Annotated in this window: 26 protein-coding genes; all 26 read right to left on the bottom strand. The window is 34.7% G+C overall.

The genetic code is table 11. The annotated features are described in order from the left end of the window. Positions 1-5: 5 nt before the first annotated feature. The 26 genes from H600_RS0105525 to rplV all read right to left on the bottom strand — a co-directional run bounded on the left by H600_RS0105525 (position 6) and on the right by rplV (position 15,188). The gene (locus H600_RS0105525; protein ID WP_026727862.1) at positions 6-1,283 is read right to left on the bottom strand and encodes a citrate synthase; all 1,278 of its coding nucleotides are present in this window, start codon (positions 1,281-1,283) and stop codon (positions 6-8) included. A gap of 156 nt (positions 1,284-1,439) precedes the next feature. Further along, positions 1,440-2,732: a phosphopyruvate hydratase gene (gene eno, locus H600_RS0105530; protein ID WP_026727863.1), complete on the bottom strand. Its 1,293-nt coding sequence runs from the start codon at positions 2,730-2,732 to the stop codon at positions 1,440-1,442. A gap of 102 nt (positions 2,733-2,834) precedes the next feature. After that, positions 2,835-3,953: a glutamine-hydrolyzing carbamoyl-phosphate synthase small subunit gene (gene carA / locus H600_RS0105535; RefSeq protein ID WP_026727864.1), complete on the bottom strand. Its 1,119-nt coding sequence runs from the start codon at positions 3,951-3,953 to the stop codon at positions 2,835-2,837. 245 nt (positions 3,954-4,198) lie between these two features. Beyond that, a complete protein-coding gene (gene rplQ / locus H600_RS0105545) occupies positions 4,199-4,690 on the bottom strand; it encodes a 50S ribosomal protein L17 (RefSeq protein ID WP_026727865.1) in 492 nt (163 codons plus the stop codon). A gap of 62 nt (positions 4,691-4,752) precedes the next feature. Continuing rightward, positions 4,753-5,745, bottom strand: a complete 993-nt coding sequence (locus H600_RS0105550) for a DNA-directed RNA polymerase subunit alpha (RefSeq protein ID WP_026109818.1) — start codon at positions 5,743-5,745, stop codon at positions 4,753-4,755. 21 nt (positions 5,746-5,766) lie between these two features. Then, positions 5,767-6,372, bottom strand: a complete 606-nt coding sequence (gene rpsD, locus H600_RS0105555) for a 30S ribosomal protein S4 (protein WP_008464326.1) — start codon at positions 6,370-6,372, stop codon at positions 5,767-5,769. A 92-nt stretch (positions 6,373-6,464) separates the two neighbouring features. Beyond that, complete coding sequence (gene rpsK, locus H600_RS0105560; protein ID WP_026727866.1) at positions 6,465-6,848, bottom strand: 30S ribosomal protein S11; 384 nt, start codon at positions 6,846-6,848, stop codon at positions 6,465-6,467. A gap of 8 nt (positions 6,849-6,856) precedes the next feature. After that, positions 6,857-7,231, bottom strand: coding sequence for a 30S ribosomal protein S13 (gene rpsM, locus H600_RS0105565; RefSeq protein WP_026727867.1), 375 nt, complete (start codon positions 7,229-7,231; stop codon positions 6,857-6,859). A gap of 2 nt (positions 7,232-7,233) precedes the next feature. Beyond that, on the bottom strand, positions 7,234-7,350 hold the full coding sequence (gene ykgO / locus H600_RS22680) for a type B 50S ribosomal protein L36 (RefSeq protein ID WP_002987490.1): 117 nt from the start codon (positions 7,348-7,350) through the stop codon (positions 7,234-7,236). Between the two features lie 12 nt (positions 7,351-7,362). Next, on the bottom strand, positions 7,363-7,578 hold the full coding sequence (gene infA / locus H600_RS0105570) for a translation initiation factor IF-1 (protein WP_007136545.1): 216 nt from the start codon (positions 7,576-7,578) through the stop codon (positions 7,363-7,365). An 8-nt stretch (positions 7,579-7,586) separates the two neighbouring features. Continuing rightward, a complete protein-coding gene (gene secY / locus H600_RS0105575) occupies positions 7,587-8,933 on the bottom strand; it encodes a preprotein translocase subunit SecY (RefSeq protein WP_026727868.1) in 1,347 nt (448 codons plus the stop codon). A 12-nt stretch (positions 8,934-8,945) separates the two neighbouring features. After that, the gene (gene rplO / locus H600_RS0105580; protein WP_026727869.1) at positions 8,946-9,398 is read right to left on the bottom strand and encodes a 50S ribosomal protein L15; all 453 of its coding nucleotides are present in this window, start codon (positions 9,396-9,398) and stop codon (positions 8,946-8,948) included. Between the two features lie 11 nt (positions 9,399-9,409). Further along, the gene (gene rpmD, locus H600_RS0105585) at positions 9,410-9,592 is read right to left on the bottom strand and encodes a 50S ribosomal protein L30 (RefSeq protein ID WP_026727870.1); all 183 of its coding nucleotides are present in this window, start codon (positions 9,590-9,592) and stop codon (positions 9,410-9,412) included. Between the two features lie 12 nt (positions 9,593-9,604). Beyond that, the gene (gene rpsE / locus H600_RS0105590) at positions 9,605-10,129 is read right to left on the bottom strand and encodes a 30S ribosomal protein S5 (protein ID WP_085949269.1); all 525 of its coding nucleotides are present in this window, start codon (positions 10,127-10,129) and stop codon (positions 9,605-9,607) included. Positions 10,130-10,132: 3 nt separating this feature from the next. Next, positions 10,133-10,483 carry a 50S ribosomal protein L18 gene (gene rplR, locus H600_RS0105595; RefSeq protein WP_026727871.1) on the bottom strand — a complete coding sequence of 117 codons (351 nt, stop codon included), beginning with the start codon at positions 10,481-10,483 and terminating at the stop codon, positions 10,133-10,135. An 11-nt stretch (positions 10,484-10,494) separates the two neighbouring features. Continuing rightward, a complete protein-coding gene (gene rplF, locus H600_RS0105600) occupies positions 10,495-11,037 on the bottom strand; it encodes a 50S ribosomal protein L6 (RefSeq protein ID WP_012022483.1) in 543 nt (180 codons plus the stop codon). An 18-nt stretch (positions 11,038-11,055) separates the two neighbouring features. Beyond that, the gene (gene rpsH, locus H600_RS0105605; RefSeq protein WP_008464306.1) at positions 11,056-11,454 is read right to left on the bottom strand and encodes a 30S ribosomal protein S8; all 399 of its coding nucleotides are present in this window, start codon (positions 11,452-11,454) and stop codon (positions 11,056-11,058) included. Between the two features lie 105 nt (positions 11,455-11,559). Beyond that, the gene (gene rpsN, locus H600_RS0105610) at positions 11,560-11,829 is read right to left on the bottom strand and encodes a 30S ribosomal protein S14 (protein WP_008464305.1); all 270 of its coding nucleotides are present in this window, start codon (positions 11,827-11,829) and stop codon (positions 11,560-11,562) included. Positions 11,830-11,832: 3 nt separating this feature from the next. Beyond that, positions 11,833-12,384, bottom strand: a complete 552-nt coding sequence (gene rplE / locus H600_RS0105615; protein ID WP_026727872.1) for a 50S ribosomal protein L5 — start codon at positions 12,382-12,384, stop codon at positions 11,833-11,835. A gap of 2 nt (positions 12,385-12,386) precedes the next feature. Beyond that, on the bottom strand, positions 12,387-12,701 hold the full coding sequence (rplX, locus tag H600_RS0105620; protein ID WP_026727873.1) for a 50S ribosomal protein L24: 315 nt from the start codon (positions 12,699-12,701) through the stop codon (positions 12,387-12,389). An 11-nt stretch (positions 12,702-12,712) separates the two neighbouring features. Further along, a complete protein-coding gene (rplN, locus tag H600_RS0105625; RefSeq protein ID WP_007803649.1) occupies positions 12,713-13,081 on the bottom strand; it encodes a 50S ribosomal protein L14 in 369 nt (122 codons plus the stop codon). A gap of 2 nt (positions 13,082-13,083) precedes the next feature. After that, positions 13,084-13,344, bottom strand: coding sequence for a 30S ribosomal protein S17 (gene rpsQ, locus H600_RS0105630; protein ID WP_008464298.1), 261 nt, complete (start codon positions 13,342-13,344; stop codon positions 13,084-13,086). 17 nt (positions 13,345-13,361) lie between these two features. Beyond that, positions 13,362-13,553: a 50S ribosomal protein L29 gene (gene rpmC / locus H600_RS0105635; RefSeq protein ID WP_026727874.1), complete on the bottom strand. Its 192-nt coding sequence runs from the start codon at positions 13,551-13,553 to the stop codon at positions 13,362-13,364. A 12-nt stretch (positions 13,554-13,565) separates the two neighbouring features. Further along, entirely contained in the window at positions 13,566-13,991 is a 426-nt protein-coding gene (gene rplP / locus H600_RS0105640; protein WP_008464295.1) for a 50S ribosomal protein L16, read from the bottom strand. 19 nt (positions 13,992-14,010) lie between these two features. Next, positions 14,011-14,769: a 30S ribosomal protein S3 gene (gene rpsC, locus H600_RS0105645; protein WP_008464292.1), complete on the bottom strand. Its 759-nt coding sequence runs from the start codon at positions 14,767-14,769 to the stop codon at positions 14,011-14,013. 5 nt (positions 14,770-14,774) lie between these two features. Next, positions 14,775-15,188, bottom strand: a complete 414-nt coding sequence (gene rplV / locus H600_RS0105650) for a 50S ribosomal protein L22 (protein ID WP_007803631.1) — start codon at positions 15,186-15,188, stop codon at positions 14,775-14,777. Positions 15,189-15,190: the final 2 nt, after the last annotated feature.

Raw genomic sequence — 15,190 nt, forward strand, 5'->3', positions numbered from 1 at the left:
GTTTTTTATTTATTAGACTTGAACTCTCTTAAAGGATGTCCAGTGTAAATTTGTCTTGGTCTTCCAATTGGTTCTTTGTTCTCACGCATTTCTTTCCATTGTGCAATCCAACCTGGCAATCTTCCTATAGCGAACATAACTGTAAACATATCTGTTGGAATTCCTAGCGCTCTGTAAATAATTCCAGAGTAGAAATCAACATTTGGATATAAGTTTCTTGATTTGAAGTACTCATCTTCAAGAGCTGCTTTTTCTAATTTTCTTGCAATATCTAAAATCGGATCTTCAACACCTAAAGTTTCTAAAACTTCAGTAGCCGCTTTTTTGATGATTTTTGCTCTTGGATCAAAGTTTTTGTAAACTCTGTGTCCGAATCCCATTAAACGGAATGGATCATTTTTATCTTTTGCTTTCGCCAAAAATTTATCCGTATCTCCACCATCTTTGTTGATTTCTTCCAACATTTCAAGTACAGCCTGATTTGCACCTCCATGAAGAGGTCCCCAAAGCGCCGAAACTCCAGAAGAAATAGAAGCAAATAAACCCGCATGAGATGAACCAACCATTCTTACTGTAGAAGTTGAGCAGTTTTGCTCATGATCTGCGTGAAGAATAAACAATTTATCTAATGCAGCAACAACAACAGGATTTGCGCTAAATGGCCCCGTAGGCAATTGGAACATCAATTGCATAAAGTTCTCAACATATCCTTTTGTATTGTCATAATAATTCAACGGATATCCCATTGATTTTCTGTATGTCCAAGTTGCAATAACTAAAAATTTAGCCATTGTTTTGCAAATTGCCTCATACATTTCTTTTTCATTATCAACATTAACTGCTTTTGGGTTGAAGGCAGTCAAAGCGCTTGTTAAAGCAGATAACACTCCCATTGGGTGAGCAGTTTTTGGGAAACCGTCAATGATATTTTTCATTTCTTCGTTAACTAAAGAATGTTTTTTAATACCATTTTCAAATTGCTCCAATTCAGCTGCTGTTGGCAATTCTCCAAAAATCAAAAGATAAGACACTTCTAAAAAGTTAGCTTTTTCAGCTAAATCTTCGATTGAATATCCTCTGTAACGTAGAATTCCTAATTCACCGTCCAAGAAAGTAATTTCACTTGTACAAGATCCTGAGTTTTTGTAACCTGGATCAATTGTAATAATACCTGTTAAATCTCGTAATTTGTTAATATCGATAGCTGATTCATTTTCACTCCCTGTGATAACCGGAAGTTCAATTTTCTTACCATCTACTTCTAATGTAGCTATTTTTGACATAATATAATCGGAAATAATTCTATAAAATAATAATTTATCAAATCTAAGGAATTTAAGACTAACTAAAAAAAGAATCCTGCTATGAATTTGTTAAAACTCCAAAAAAAAACCATCCGCCGCGGCGAATGGTTTAAAATCAATATATAACTAGTATGATTATTTAATTTTGAAAGCATTTAACCCTGGAAAATAAGCGGTACTTCCAAGTTCTTCTTCAATTCTTAATAATTGGTTGTATTTAGCCATACGATCAGAACGTGAAGCCGAACCAGTTTTGATTTGCCCACAGTTTAAAGCAACTGCTAAGTCAGCAATTGTATTATCTTCTGTTTCTCCAGAACGGTGAGACATAACTGAAGTATACCCAGCGTTTTTCGCCATGTTTACAGCAGCGATAGTTTCAGTTAAAGTACCAATTTGGTTAACTTTTACCAAGATAGAGTTAGCAATTCCTTTTTCAATACCAGTTGACAAACGAGCTACATTAGTTACGAACAAATCATCACCTACTAATTGTACTTTATCACCTATTTTTTCAGTTAAAGCTTTCCATCCGTCCCAGTCATCTTCGTACATACCGTCTTCGATAGAGATAATTGGATATTTAGCAGCAAGTTCAGCTAAATAATCAGCTTGCTCAGCAGAAGTTCTGATTTTTCCAGTTTCACCTTCAAATTTAGTATAATCGTATTTACCGTTTACATAAAATTCAGAAGCAGCGCAGTCTAGAGCAATCATAATTTCGTCACCGAAAGAATACCCAGCTTTTTCAACTGCTAATTTGATAGTATCCAAAGCGTCTTCAGTTCCACCAGCCAAGTTTGGAGCAAAACCTCCTTCATCACCTACTGCTGTACTTAAGCCTCTATCGTGTAATACTTTTTTCAAGTTGTGGAAAATTTCAGTTCCCATTTGCATTGCATGTGTAAAAGAAGTTGCTTTTACAGGGAAAATCATAAACTCTTGGAATGCGATAGGCGCATCAGAGTGAGAACCACCGTTGATGATGTTCATCATAGGAACTGGCAATGTATTTGCAGAAACTCCACCTACATATCTGTATAATGGCAAACCAAGTTCGTTAGCAGCAGCTTTTGCAGCAGCCAAAGAAACTCCTAAAATAGCATTAGCACCTAATTTAGATTTGTTTGGAGTACCATCCAAATCAATCATTAATTGGTCAATTGTGTTTTGTTCGAAAACAGAAGTTCCAACTAATTCTTCAGCAATAATAGTATTTACATTATTCACTGCATTCAAAACACCTTTTCCTAGATAAGCCTTACCTCCGTCACGTAATTCAACAGCTTCGTGCTCTCCAGTTGATGCTCCAGATGGAACAGCAGCTCTACCTAGAACTCCATTTTCAGTTACTACATCAACTTCAATAGTAGGATTACCTCTAGAATCAAGAATTTGTCTTGCGTGAACTTTAATTATAATACTCATTATTTTTGTTTTTTTATTAGTAAATTATATTTTTTTTTCGAAATTATAAAAATATTTAATAGTAAAAACGTATTTAAACTATTATATAGCTTTATTTATTAACTACATCGTTTTAGAGGCAGCCTCTTTGATGTTCTCAACAAATTGATCAAACAAATATGATGAGTCGTGCGGCCCTGGACTAGCTTCTGGGTGATATTGTACAGAAAAACAGTTTTTATTTTTCATACGCATACCCGCCACTGTATCATCATTCAAATGTATGTGAGTCAATTCTAATTCCGGATGCCCTTCTAAAGCATCTCTCTTTACAGCAAATCCATGATTTTGAGATGTAATCTCTCCTTTACCAGTTAGAAGATTTTTTACCGGATGGTTTATACCACGGTGTCCACCGAACATTTTGTAAGTCTGAACCCCATTAGCTAAAGCTATAATTTGGTGACCTAAACAAATTCCGAATAATGGCCTGTCATCAGCGATAATTTTCTTCGCAACTTCAATCACACCGTGTAATGGATCCGGATCACCTGGCCCATTTGACAAGAAAAATCCATCTGGATTAAATGAATTCAAATCTTCGTATGTAGAATTGTATGGAAAAACCTTAATATAACAATCTCTCTTCGCAAAATTTCTTAAAATATTTTTCTTGATTCCAAGATCTAATGCAGAAATTCTATATGTCGCGTTTTCATCACCTACATAATAAGGCTCTGTTGTTGAAACTTTTGAAGCCAACTCTAAACCTTCCATATTTGGCACGTTAGCTAGTTCCTTTTTCAAATCTTCAATAGAAGTTCCATCTGTACAGATAACTGCATTCATTGCGCCGTTATCACGAATGTAACTAACAAGAGCTCTTGTATCAACATCAGAAATACAAATTAAGTTTTGTTTCGCGAAATAATCTTCTAAACTTCCAGAAGCACCTTCTCTTGAATAGTTAAAACTAAAGTTTTTACAAACTAAACCAGCAATTTTCACGCTGTCTGATTCAACTTCTAAATCATTTATACCATAATTCCCGATGTGTGGATTAGTAGTAACCATAATTTGACCAAAATATGAAGGATCTGTAAAAATCTCCTGGTATCCGGTCATTCCAGTATTAAAACAAACTTCACCAAAAGTTTTACCGCTAATCCCGATAGACTTTCCATGAAAAATAGTTCCATCACTTAGTAATAAAATGGCGCTTTGTCGTGTTGTGTATTTCATTCTTTAATTTGTATTGTTTTTTTTTTAATTGTGTATGAAACTTAAAAAGTTTCACTTGTAATTAGATATTTTGCAAATTTAATTCTTTAAAAGAGCGCTTCCAAGATTTTTTAAAACTTTCATTCGTAAAAATTAAACCTAACATTTTAAATAAGTTACATTTTTACAGTTTCAAAAAAACAAAAAAAAAGGATAAACTAAAAATTAGCTTATCCTTTATTTTTATAGAATCATTACTTTCATAATTATTCAGAAGCTTCAGTAGTCGTTTCTGATTCAGCAGCTGGAGCTTCAGGAGCAGTTCCTTCAGCTTTTTTAGCTTTACCCCCACGACGGCTTTTAGCTTTTTTAACTTCTTTTTTACCTCCGTTGTAAAGTTCATTGAAATCAACAAGTTCGATCATCGCCATATCAGCGTTATCTCCCAAACGATTTCCAACTTTAATGATACGAGTGTATCCACCTGGACGGTCACCAACTTTAGCAGCTACATCTCTGAACAAGTCAGTTACAGCATATTTGCTACGCAAGTAAGCAAAAACAATACGACGGTTGTGAGTCGTATCTTCTTTTGATTTTGTGATTAAAGGCTCAACAAATTGTTTAAGCGCTTTAGCTTTAGCAACAGTAGTGTTAATACGTTTGTGCTCGATAAGAGAACAAGCCATATTAGCCAACATAGCTTTTCTATGTCCAGTCTGTCTGCTTAAGTGGTTGAATTTTTTTCCGTGTCTCATGACGTGTTTTTTTTATCTTCATCTTGCTACAATCCAGTATGGAGAGCAAAATATGAAGTAAATTATTCTTTATCTAATTTGTATTTAGCTAAATCCATTCCGAAAGTTAAATTCTTCACTGCAACAAGCTCATCAAGTTCAGTTAAAGATTTTTTACCAAAATTACGGAATTTCATTAGGTCATTTTTATTGAACGATACTAAATCACCAAGTGTATCAACTTCAGCCGCTTTCAAGCAATTTAATGCTCTCACAGATAAATCCATATCAACAAGCTTAGTTTTAAGCAATTGTCTCATATGCAATGACTCTTCATCATACGATTCTGTTTGTGCAATTTCGTCAGCCTCAAGTGTAATTCTTTCGTCAGAAAACAACATGAAATGATGAATTAAAACTTTAGCAGCTTCAGTAAGAGCATCTTTTGGATTAATAGATCCATCAGTTTTGATTTCGAAAACTAATTTTTCGTAATCTGTTTTTTGCTCTACACGGAAGTTTTCGATTGCATATTTTACATTTTTTACCGGAGTAAAAATAGAATCTGTAAAAATCGTTCCAATTGCAGCATTCTGTTTTTTGTTCTCTTCAGCAGGCACGTATCCTCTACCTTTTTCGATTGTTAAATCGAAGTTCAATTTGATTTTTGAATCTAAATTACAGATTACAAGGTCTGGATTCAGAACTTGGAAACCTGAAATAAATTTTTGAAAATCACCTGCTGTTAATTGATCTTTACCAGAAACAGAAATTGTAACTGCTTCATTATCGATATCTTCAATTTGACGTTTGAAACGTACTTGTTTTAGATTAAGGATAATTTCGGTAACATCTTCAACAACACCTGAAATAGTAGAAAACTCATGATCTACACCTTCGATACGAACAGATGTAATTGCATAACCTTCTAATGCTGAAAGCAAAACTCTTCTAAGTGCATTACCAACTGTCAATCCGTAACCAGGTTCTAAAGGTCTAAATTCGAATTTACCTTCAAAATCGGTTGAATCGATCATGATAACTTTATCGGGCTTTTGAAAATTAAATATTGCCATAAATTTCGACTAAGTCAATTATTATTTGTTGTACAACTCTACGATTAATTGTTCTTTAATGTTTTCAGGAATTTGAAGTCTCGCAGGTACAGAAACGAAAGTTCCTTCTTTAAGATCATTGTTCCAAGTAATCCATTCATAAACATGACTTGAATTTGATAAAGAACGTTCGATAGCTTCTAAAGATTTAGATTTTTCACGAACTGCAACTTTATCACCAGGCTTAAGGTGGTAAGAAGGAATATTTACAACCTCTCCATTTACAGTAATGTGTCTGTGAGAAACGATTTGACGCGCACCTCTTCTAGATGGAGCAATTCCCATTCTAAAAACAACATTATCTAATCTTGCTTCGCATAATTGTAATAAAACTTCACCAGTAACTCCTTTAGTAGCTGATGCTTTTTCGAATAAATTTCTGAATTGTTTTTCTAAAATTCCGTAAGAATATTTAGCTTTTTGCTTTTCCATTAACTGAACAGCATACTCAGATTTTTTTCCTCTTTTTTTAGCCATCCCGTGTTGTCCAGGTGGGTAATTTCTTTTTTCGAAAGATTTATCATCTCCGAAGATTGCCTCGCCAAATTTACGAGCGATTTTGGTTTTAGGACCAGTATATCTTGCCATTTTAAAAAAAATTTTAAGGTAGAAATTATGAATTCAGGTCTAATCCTTCGATAATCTATGTTCTACCTTGTTTATACTATAAAAATAAAAAATTAAACTCTACGTCTTTTTGGAGGACGACATCCGTTGTGTGGCATTGGAGTAACATCAATAATTTCAGTAACTTCAATTCCACCGTTATGAATAGAACGGATAGCAGACTCGCGTCCGTTACCTGGTCCTTTTACATAAACTTTCACTTTTTTAAGTCCTGCCTCAAGTGCTACTTTAGCGCAATCTTCTGCTGCCATTTGAGCTGCATAAGGAGTGTTCTTTTTAGAACCTCTGAAACCCATTTTACCAGCTGAAGACCAAGAGATAACTTCACCTTTCTTATTAGTCAAAGAAATAATAATGTTATTAAAAGTGGCAGAAATATGAGCCTCACCCGTTGATTCAACGATAACTTTACGTTTTTTTGCAGTTGCTTTAGCCATATTACTTATTATTTAGTTGCTTTTTTCTTGTTAGCAACAGTTTTTCTTTTACCTTTTCTTGTTCTTGAGTTGTTTTTAGTTCTTTGCCCTCTTAATGGAAGACCAGATCTATGACGAATTCCTCTGTAACATCCAATATCCATTAAACGTTTAATGTTTAAAGAAATTTCAGAACGCAATTCTCCTTCAATTTTGTAAAATGAAACCGCATCACGAATTGCTCCGATCTCGTCATCATTCCAATCTTGAACTTTTTTATCTTGGCTTACTTGAGCTTTTTCTAAAATCTCAATAGCTCTACTTTTTCCTAATCCGAAGATATAGGTAAGTGCGATAACACCTCTTTTGTTTTTTGGGATATCTACCCCTGCTATTCTTGCCATAATTATCCTTGTCTTTGTTTAAATCTAGGATTCTTTTTGTTTATTACGTACAGTCTCCCTTTTCTACGCACGATAATGCACTCGGCACTTCTCTTTTTTACTGATGCTCTAACTTTCATAGTGAATATCCTTTAATATCGATAAGTAATTCTTGCTTTTGACAAATCATAAGGGCTCATTTCTAACTTCACTTTATCACCAGGTAATAATTTGATGTAATGCATTCGCATTTTACCAGAAATATGAGCAATTACAATATGTCCATTTTCTAACTCTACACGGAACATCGCATTTGACAATGCTTCGATGATTGATCCGTCTTGTTCTATTGCTGATTGTTTTGCCATAAATAATACTAAGCTACCGCTTTTCTATTTTTACCAGTCTTCATTAAACCATCATAATGCTTGTTTAACAAGTATGAATTGATTTGTTGAATAGTATCTATTGCAACTCCAACCATAATTATTAATGAGGTACCTCCAAAAAACATTGCCCAAGATTGTTGTACATCCATAATACTTACAACAATAGCTGGGAACACAGCAATCAAAGCAAGGAATAAAGATCCTGGGAAAGTTATTAAAGACATCACTTTATCAAGAAAATCCGAAGTTTCAGCTCCTGGGCGAACACCCGGAATAAAACCACCGCTTCTTTTTAAATCATCAGCCATTTTGTTAGTAGGAACAGTTATTGCAGTATAGAAAAATGTAAATACAATAATTAAAGTTGCAAATACAAAATTATACCAAAAACCGAACATATCACTAAATGCACCAACAATAGATTGTGATGTATCTGATTTAGATAATCCAGCTACAGCCGCAGGTATAAACATAATTGCCTGAGCAAAAATGATTGGCATAACCCCAGAAGCATTAAGCTTAAGTGGAATCCATTGTCTATTACCACCTGCTAAATCTTGCTCGTAGTCACCAGTTGTAGTACGACGAGCGTATTGAACTGGAATTCTACGCACTGCCATAGTAAGCAATACACAAGAAATAATTACTAATAACCATACAATAATTTCAATGGCCATTAACATTAAGCCTCCAGTATTGTTTGTAACTACAGACTTAAATTCTTGCATAAAAGCTTGTGGTAAACGAGCTAAAATACCAACCATAATCAATAATGAAATTCCATTTCCAATACCTTTATCAGTAATTTTTTCACCTAGCCACATAGCAAAAATTGTACCAGTAACTAAAATGATTACAGACGAGAATAAAAATTCAGGCGAATTAAAGCCTAGTAGAAAAGCACTACCAGGCAATGTTCTGTATAAATTGTAGATATAAGTTGGACCTTGAACCAATGTAATAGCAATAGTTAACCAACGTGTAATTTGATTAATCTTTTTTCTACCACTCTCTCCATCATTTTGAAGTTTTTGCAAATAAGGAATAGCTATTCCCATTAACTGAACAACAATAGATGCAGAAATATAAGGCATAATTCCTAAAGCAAAAACTGATGCTTTAGAAAAAGCACCTCCTGTAAACATGTCTAGGACAGACCCTAAACCTTGTTTAGTTTGTCCCGCTAAACCTGTTAATTGAGTTGCATCAACTCCAGGAAGAGTAACGTGTGCTCCAAAACGATATACTAAAAGCAATCCTAAAGTAATTAGAATTCTATTCTTTAGTTCTTCGATTTTCCAAACATTGCTAATTGATTCAATAAATTTCTTCATACAATAGAAAAATTATATTGTTACAGCCTCTCCACCAGCAGCTTCGATAGCGGCTTTTGCAGTAGCAGTAAATTTGTGAGCAGTTACTTTTAATTTTGCTTTCAATTCTCCTCTTCCTAAAATCTTAACGATTTCATTCTTAGAAGCTAGACGGTTCGCCACGAAATCTGTCATAGAAACAGAATCAGTAATCACACCTTTGTCTACTAATAATTGAAGCGTATCTAAATTAACACCTTCGTATTCTTTACGATTGATGTTTGTGAAACCAAACTTAGGCACACGTCTTTGAAGCGGCATTTGCCCTCCTTCAAAACCAATCTTTTTAGAGTAACCAGAACGAGATTTTGCTCCTTTGTGACCTCTTGCAGCAGTGCCACCTTTTCCAGAACCTTCTCCTCTACCTAATCTTTTATTTTGATTGTGCGTTGATCCTTCAGCTGGTTGTAAGTTACTTAAATTCATAACAGTATTTGTTATTTAGCTTCTTCTACAGAAACTAAGTGTTTAACTTTGTTTATCATACCAAGGATAGCAGGATTTGAATCATGCTCCACAACTTGTCCAATTTTACGTAGACCTAAAGCCTCCAAACCTCTCTTTTGAGAAAGAGGGCAGTTGATTTTGCTTCTTACTTGTTTTACTAATAATTTAGCCATAATTTCCTTGAATTAACCTTTAAAAACTTTTTCTAAAGAAACACCTCTTTGTTTTGCAACAGTGTGAGCGCTTCTCATTTGTAATAAAGCATCAAAAGTTGCTTTCACTACGTTGTGAGGATTAGATGATCCTTGAGATTTAGACAATACGTCGTGAATACCCACTGATTCAAGAACTGAACGAACAGCTCCACCAGCAATAACTCCCGTACCATGAGAAGCAGGAATTAAGAATACACGTGCACCACCAAATTTACCTTTTTGTTCGTGAGGAACTGATTGACCATTCAAAGGAATTCTCACCAAGTTTTTCTTAGCATCTTCTACAGCTTTCGCAATTGCTTCAGAAACGTCTTTAGATTTTCCTAATCCGTGACCAACTACTCCATTTTCATCACCTACAACTACAATAGCAGAAAAACCGAAAGCTCTACCTCCTTTTGTAACTTTAGTAACACGATTAACACTAACTAGACGATCTTTAAGTTCAAGACCACTAGGTTTTACCAATTCTACATTTTTGTATTTAGACATAATATATTAGAATTTAAGTCCAGCGGCTCTTGCGCCTTCTGCTAATGATTTAATACGACCGTGATATAAATATCCACCTCTATCGAAAGTGATAGTATCTATCCCAGCTTTTAACGCTTTCTCTGCAACTAATTTTCCAACAGCAGCAGCGATTTCAACGTTAGTACCTTTTCCTATTTCTTTTTCTCTTGAAGATGCAGCTAATATAGTAACTCCATTTACATCATCAATAATTTGAGCGTAAATTTCTTTATTACTTCTAAAAACAGAAAGTCTAGGTCTTGCAGCAGTACCACTAACCGATTTTCTAATTCTGAATTTAATTCTCTGTCTTCTTTCAGATTTTGTTAATGACATAATCTTATATTTTAAGCTGATTTACCTGCTTTTCTTCTTAATACTTCACCCACAAATTTAACACCTTTTCCTTTATATGGCTCAGGCTTACGGAAACCTCTGATTTTCGCAGCCACTTGACCTAAAAGTTGTTTATCAAATGATGTTAATTTTACGATAGGGTTCTTACCTTTTTCAGATATTGTTTCTAGAGATACTTCTGGAGCAATTTCTAAAACAATATTGTGAGAATATCCAAGAGCTAAATCTAATTTTTGACCTTGGTTTGAAGCTCTATAACCAACTCCAACTAATTCTAGTTCTTTTGTGAAACCTTCAGATACACCAACAACCATATTACTGATCAAAGATCTGAATAATCCGTGTTTTGCTCTATGGTCTTTATGATCAGACGATCTTTCTACTAAAACTTGATCGCCTTCAACAGTTACATTTACGTCCGAAAACTCCTGAACTAGTTGACCTTTTTTTCCTTTTACCGTAATAATACCGTCTTTAACTTCAACAGTTACACCAGCAGGGATTACAATTGGGCTTTTACCTATTCTTGACATCTTATCTAGTGTTTAAAATTAGTATACGTAACAAATTACTTCACCACCTACATTTAATTGCTTAGCTTGTTTTCCAGTCATCAACCCTTTTGATGTAGAAACAATAGCAATTCCTAATCCGTTAAGGATTCTAGGTAATTTGGCAGCACCTGCGTACTTACGTAAACCAGGTTTACTAATTCTTTGGATATCTTTGATTACAGGCTCTTTAGTATCTTTATCATACTTCAAAGCAATTTTGATAGAACCTTGTACAGTGTTCTGCTCAAATTTGTAACTTAAGATGTAACCTTGATCGAATAAGATCTTAGTTATCTCTTTTTTAAGATTAGATGCTGGAATTTCAACAACTTTGTGGTTTGCAGCCACGGCGTTACGAACTCTAGTCAAATAATCTGCAATAGGATCTGTATACATATGTATTTGATTGCGATTATGGTTTTCGGGAAACACTCGTTTCCCGAACCTTTAATCAATTAAAAATTATTTTTTGGTTTGCAAAAGTAATAACTTATTGCGAGATTACCAAGAAGCCTTTTTAACTCCTGGAATTAATCCATTGTTAGCCATTTCACGGAAAGTTACACGTGAAATACCGAATTGACGGATATAACCTCTAGGTCTACCTGTTAATTTACAACGATTATGTAAACGAACTGGTGAAGCATTTTTTGGTAATCTTTGTAAACCTTCATAGTCTCCAGCTTCCAACAAAGCTTTTCTCTTTTCAGCATACTTAGCTACCGTTTTCTCTCTTTTCACCTCGCGGGCTTTCATTGATTCTTTAGCCATGTCTTAATTCTTTTTAAAAGGTAATCCTAATTCAGCCAATAATGACTTTGCTTCCTTGTCTGTTTTTGCAGTAGTAACAAAAGTAATATCCATTCCTGAAATTTTGTTTACTTTGTCAATATCAATTTCTGGGAAAATGATTTGCTCCAAAACTCCAAGGTTATAGTTACCTCTTCCGTCGAAACCAGTAGATTTAATACCACCAAAATCTCTAACACGTGGTAAAGCAGAAGTAATAAGTCTATCTAAAAACTCATACATTCTTTCTCCACGCAAAGTAACTTTTGCTCCAATAGGCATTCCTTTTCTCAATTTGAAAGACGCAACGTCTTTCTTAGAGATTGTAGAAACTGCTTTTTGTCCAGTGATCTTTGTCAACTCATCAACAGCATAGTCAATAAGTTTTTTATCAGATACAGCTGCACCAACTCCACGGCTCAAAACGATTTTTTCAAGTTTAGGAACTTGCATTACGTTTGTATATCCGAACTCTTCTTTAAGAGCAGAGATTACTCTACTCTTATATTCTTCTTTTAGTCTAGGTGTATATGCCATTACTATAGTACTTGATTAGATTTTTTTGAAAATCTTACTTTCTTATCTCCTTCTACTCTAATACCTACTCTAGTTGTTTCCTTAGTTTTAGGATCAATTAAAGCAATGTTAGAAATTTGAATAGAAGCTTCTTTCTTAACGATACCACCTTGAGGGTTTTTAGCACTTGGTTTAGTATGTTTAGAAACCATGTTTACACCTTCAACGATCGCTTTGTTTTTTTCACGGTAAACACGTAAAACTTTACCTTCAGCACCTTTATGGTCTCCAGCAATAACTCTTACGATATCTCCTGATTTTATTTTTAGCTTTATCATCTTAAAACGAATTAAAGCACTTCTGGTGCTAATGATACAATTTTCATGAATTGTTTTTCACGAAGTTCTCTTGCTACCGGACCAAAAACACGAGTTCCTCTCATTTCCCCTGCAGCATTCAAAAGAACGCATGCATTGTCATCGAAACGGATATAAGAACCATCAGCTCTTCTCACTTCTTTTTTAGTACGTACAACAACTGCAGTTGAAACAGCTCCTTTTTTCACGTTTCCGTTTGGAGTTGCATCTTTGATAGAAACTACAATTTTGTCACCAACAGAGGCATATCTTCTTTTAGTACCTCCTAAAACACGAATAGTTAAAACTTCTTTAGCTCCCGTGTTATCTGCTACTTTTAGTCTTGATTCTTGTTGTACCATAATTATTTAGCTCTTTCTAAGATTTCAACTAATCTCCAACATTTTGTTTTACTTAAAGGACGCGTTTCGCTAATTCTTACAGTATCTCCAATGTTACAGTCGTTTTTTTCGTCGTGCGCAACATATTTCTTAGTTTTTAACACGAACTTACCGTATAATGGGTGTTTTACTTTTCTTACTTCTGAAATAACGATAGATTTATCCATCTTATTTGAAGTAACAACACCTATTCTTTCTTTTCTTAAATTTCTTTTTTCTTCCATCTTTCAGCAGAATACAATTATTGTAACTCTCTTTTAGTTAACTCAGTAGCCAATCTAGCAACTGTTCTTCTTACACTTCTAATTTGAAGTGGGTTTGCAATTGGAGAAATAGCATGAGCCATTTTCAGGTCAGCATATAGTTTCTTAGTTTGACTAAGCTTTTCTTGCAACTCCGCTGCAGAAAGATCTTTTATTTCTGATTGTTTCATAATAAATATAAATTATGCTTCGAAATCTCTAGCAACGACGAACTTAGTTTTTACTGGAAGTTTTTGAGCTGCAAGACGCAAAGCCTCTTTTGCAACTGACAATGGAACCCCTCCAACTTCAAACATAATTCTTCCTGGTTTAACAACAGCAGCCCAATATTCAACTGCTCCTTTACCTTTACCCATACGTACTTCAAGAGGCTTCTTAGTGATAGGTTTGTCTGGGAAAATTTTGATCCATAATTGTCCCTCTCTTTTCATGTAACGAGTTGCAGCGATACGTGCAGCTTCGATTTGACGAGAAGTTAAGAACATTCCATCTTCATGTACAGATTTAATTCCAAACATTCCATTTGAAAGTTCATGCCCTCTTTGAGAGTTACCTTTCATTCTACCTTTTTGTACCTTACGGTATTTTGTTCTTTTAGGCTGTAACATTTTTCTTTAGTTTAAAAATTTACTTTCTTTTACGAGCATCTGGTTTACCGCCTTTGTTAAAGTTAGATTTGCCTCTAGGAGCATCTCCACCTTTACCACCACCTGTACCAGATTGTTTTTTGTCCATTCCAGCAAGCGGAGAAAGCTCTCTCTTACCGTAAACTTCACCTTTCATGATCCATACTTTGATACCCATTCTACCGTAGGTAGTGTGAGCTTCAGCCAAAGCATAATCAATGTCAGCTCTGAAAGTTGATAGAGGAATTCTACCTTCTTTGAAACCTTCTGAACGCGCCATCTCCGCACCATTCAAACGACCAGAAATCAAAACTTTGATACCTTCAGCGTTCATACGCATAGAAGCAGCAATAGCCATTTTGATTGCACGTCTGTAAGAAATACGGCTTTCGATTTGACGAGCGATGCTTGTAGCCACAAGATAAGCATCTAACTCAGGTCTTTTGATTTCAAAAATGTTAATTTGAACCTCTTTGTCAGTAACTTTCTTAAGTTCTTCTTTCAACTTGTCTACCTCTTGTCCACCTTTTCCGATAATGATACCAGGTCTAGCAGTAGTGATAGTAACGGTTACAAGTTTCAAAGTTCTCTCGATGATTACTTTTGATACACTAGCTTTTGATAAACGAGCGTGGATATACTTTCTGATTTTGTGATCTTCAGCTAATTTATCGCCGTAATCATTTCCACCATACCAGTTTGAGTCCCATCCTCTGATGATACCAAGTCTATTTCCAATTGGATTTGTCTTTTGTCCCATGCTGCTTAAGAATTGCTTTGTGTGTTATTGATAGCTCCAAGCACGATTGTTACGTGGTTAGAACGTTTTCTTATTCTGTGTGCACGACCTTGCGGAGCTGGACGAAGTCTTTTTAACATCATTCCACCATCTACTCTGATCTCTTTAACAAATAATCCAGCTTCTTCTAAATTACCTTCACTATTTTTTTGCTCCCAGTTGTTGATTGCAGATAATAATAGTTTTTCTAATTTTCTTGAAGCTTCTTTAGAACTGAATCTTAAAATGTTAAGTGCTCTTTCTACCTTCTGACCTCTTACCAAGTCCGCTACTAAGCGCATTTTTCTAGGTGAAGTAGGGCAGTTATTCAATTTTGCGAAAGCGATAGACTTATTGGCCTCTTTTCTCGCATCTGCTGTTTCTCTTTTACGAACTCCCATTG

The sequence above is a fragment of the Flavobacterium denitrificans DSM 15936 genome (assembly GCF_000425445.1).
Taxonomy (GTDB): Bacteria; Bacteroidota; Bacteroidia; order Flavobacteriales; family Flavobacteriaceae; genus Flavobacterium; species Flavobacterium denitrificans.

Excerpts from the sequence above, each read along its gene's own strand:
- ykgO (WP_002987490.1), bottom strand. The coding sequence starts at position 7,350 with ATGAAAGTTAGAGCATCAGTAAAAAAGAGAAGTGCCGAGTGCATTATC.
- rplR (WP_026727871.1), bottom strand. The coding sequence starts at position 10,483 with ATGTCATTAACAAAATCTGAAAGAAGACAGAGAATTAAATTCAGAATT.
- rplN (WP_007803649.1), bottom strand. The coding sequence starts at position 13,081 with ATGGTACAACAAGAATCAAGACTAAAAGTAGCAGATAACACGGGAGCT.
- rplF (WP_012022483.1), bottom strand. The coding sequence starts at position 11,037 with ATGTCAAGAATAGGTAAAAGCCCAATTGTAATCCCTGCTGGTGTAACT.
- rplX (WP_026727873.1), bottom strand. The coding sequence starts at position 12,701 with ATGATAAAGCTAAAAATAAAATCAGGAGATATCGTAAGAGTTATTGCT.
- H600_RS0105550 (WP_026109818.1), bottom strand. The coding sequence starts at position 5,745 with ATGGCAATATTTAATTTTCAAAAGCCCGATAAAGTTATCATGATCGAT.
- rpsH (WP_008464306.1), bottom strand. The coding sequence starts at position 11,454 with ATGTATACAGATCCTATTGCAGATTATTTGACTAGAGTTCGTAACGCC.
- H600_RS0105525 (WP_026727862.1), bottom strand. The coding sequence starts at position 1,283 with ATGTCAAAAATAGCTACATTAGAAGTAGATGGTAAGAAAATTGAACTT.
- eno (WP_026727863.1), bottom strand. The coding sequence starts at position 2,732 with ATGAGTATTATAATTAAAGTTCACGCAAGACAAATTCTTGATTCTAGA.
- rpsQ (WP_008464298.1), bottom strand. The coding sequence starts at position 13,344 with ATGGAAGAAAAAAGAAATTTAAGAAAAGAAAGAATAGGTGTTGTTACT.
- rpmD (WP_026727870.1), bottom strand. The coding sequence starts at position 9,592 with ATGGCTAAATTATTAGTAAAACAAGTAAGAAGCAAAATCAACTGCCCT.
- rpsC (WP_008464292.1), bottom strand. The coding sequence starts at position 14,769 with ATGGGACAAAAGACAAATCCAATTGGAAATAGACTTGGTATCATCAGA.
- infA (WP_007136545.1), bottom strand. The coding sequence starts at position 7,578 with ATGGCAAAACAATCAGCAATAGAACAAGACGGATCAATCATCGAAGCA.
- rpsM (WP_026727867.1), bottom strand. The coding sequence starts at position 7,231 with ATGGCAAGAATAGCAGGGGTAGATATCCCAAAAAACAAAAGAGGTGTT.
- rplQ (WP_026727865.1), bottom strand. The coding sequence starts at position 4,690 with ATGAGACACGGAAAAAAATTCAACCACTTAAGCAGACAGACTGGACAT.
- rplO (WP_026727869.1), bottom strand. The coding sequence starts at position 9,398 with ATGAATTTAAGTAACTTACAACCAGCTGAAGGATCAACGCACAATCAA.
- rplP (WP_008464295.1), bottom strand. The coding sequence starts at position 13,991 with ATGTTACAGCCTAAAAGAACAAAATACCGTAAGGTACAAAAAGGTAGA.
- rplE (WP_026727872.1), bottom strand. The coding sequence starts at position 12,384 with ATGGCATATACACCTAGACTAAAAGAAGAATATAAGAGTAGAGTAATC.
- rpmC (WP_026727874.1), bottom strand. The coding sequence starts at position 13,553 with ATGAAACAATCAGAAATAAAAGATCTTTCTGCAGCGGAGTTGCAAGAA.
- secY (WP_026727868.1), bottom strand. The coding sequence starts at position 8,933 with ATGAAGAAATTTATTGAATCAATTAGCAATGTTTGGAAAATCGAAGAA.
- rplV (WP_007803631.1), bottom strand. The coding sequence starts at position 15,188 with ATGGGAGTTCGTAAAAGAGAAACAGCAGATGCGAGAAAAGAGGCCAAT.
- rpsN (WP_008464305.1), bottom strand. The coding sequence starts at position 11,829 with ATGGCTAAAGAATCAATGAAAGCCCGCGAGGTGAAAAGAGAGAAAACG.
- rpsD (WP_008464326.1), bottom strand. The coding sequence starts at position 6,372 with ATGGCAAGATATACTGGTCCTAAAACCAAAATCGCTCGTAAATTTGGC.
- carA (WP_026727864.1), bottom strand. The coding sequence starts at position 3,953 with ATGAAATACACAACACGACAAAGCGCCATTTTATTACTAAGTGATGGA.
- rpsK (WP_026727866.1), bottom strand. The coding sequence starts at position 6,848 with ATGGCTAAAGCAACTGCAAAAAAACGTAAAGTTATCGTTGAATCAACG.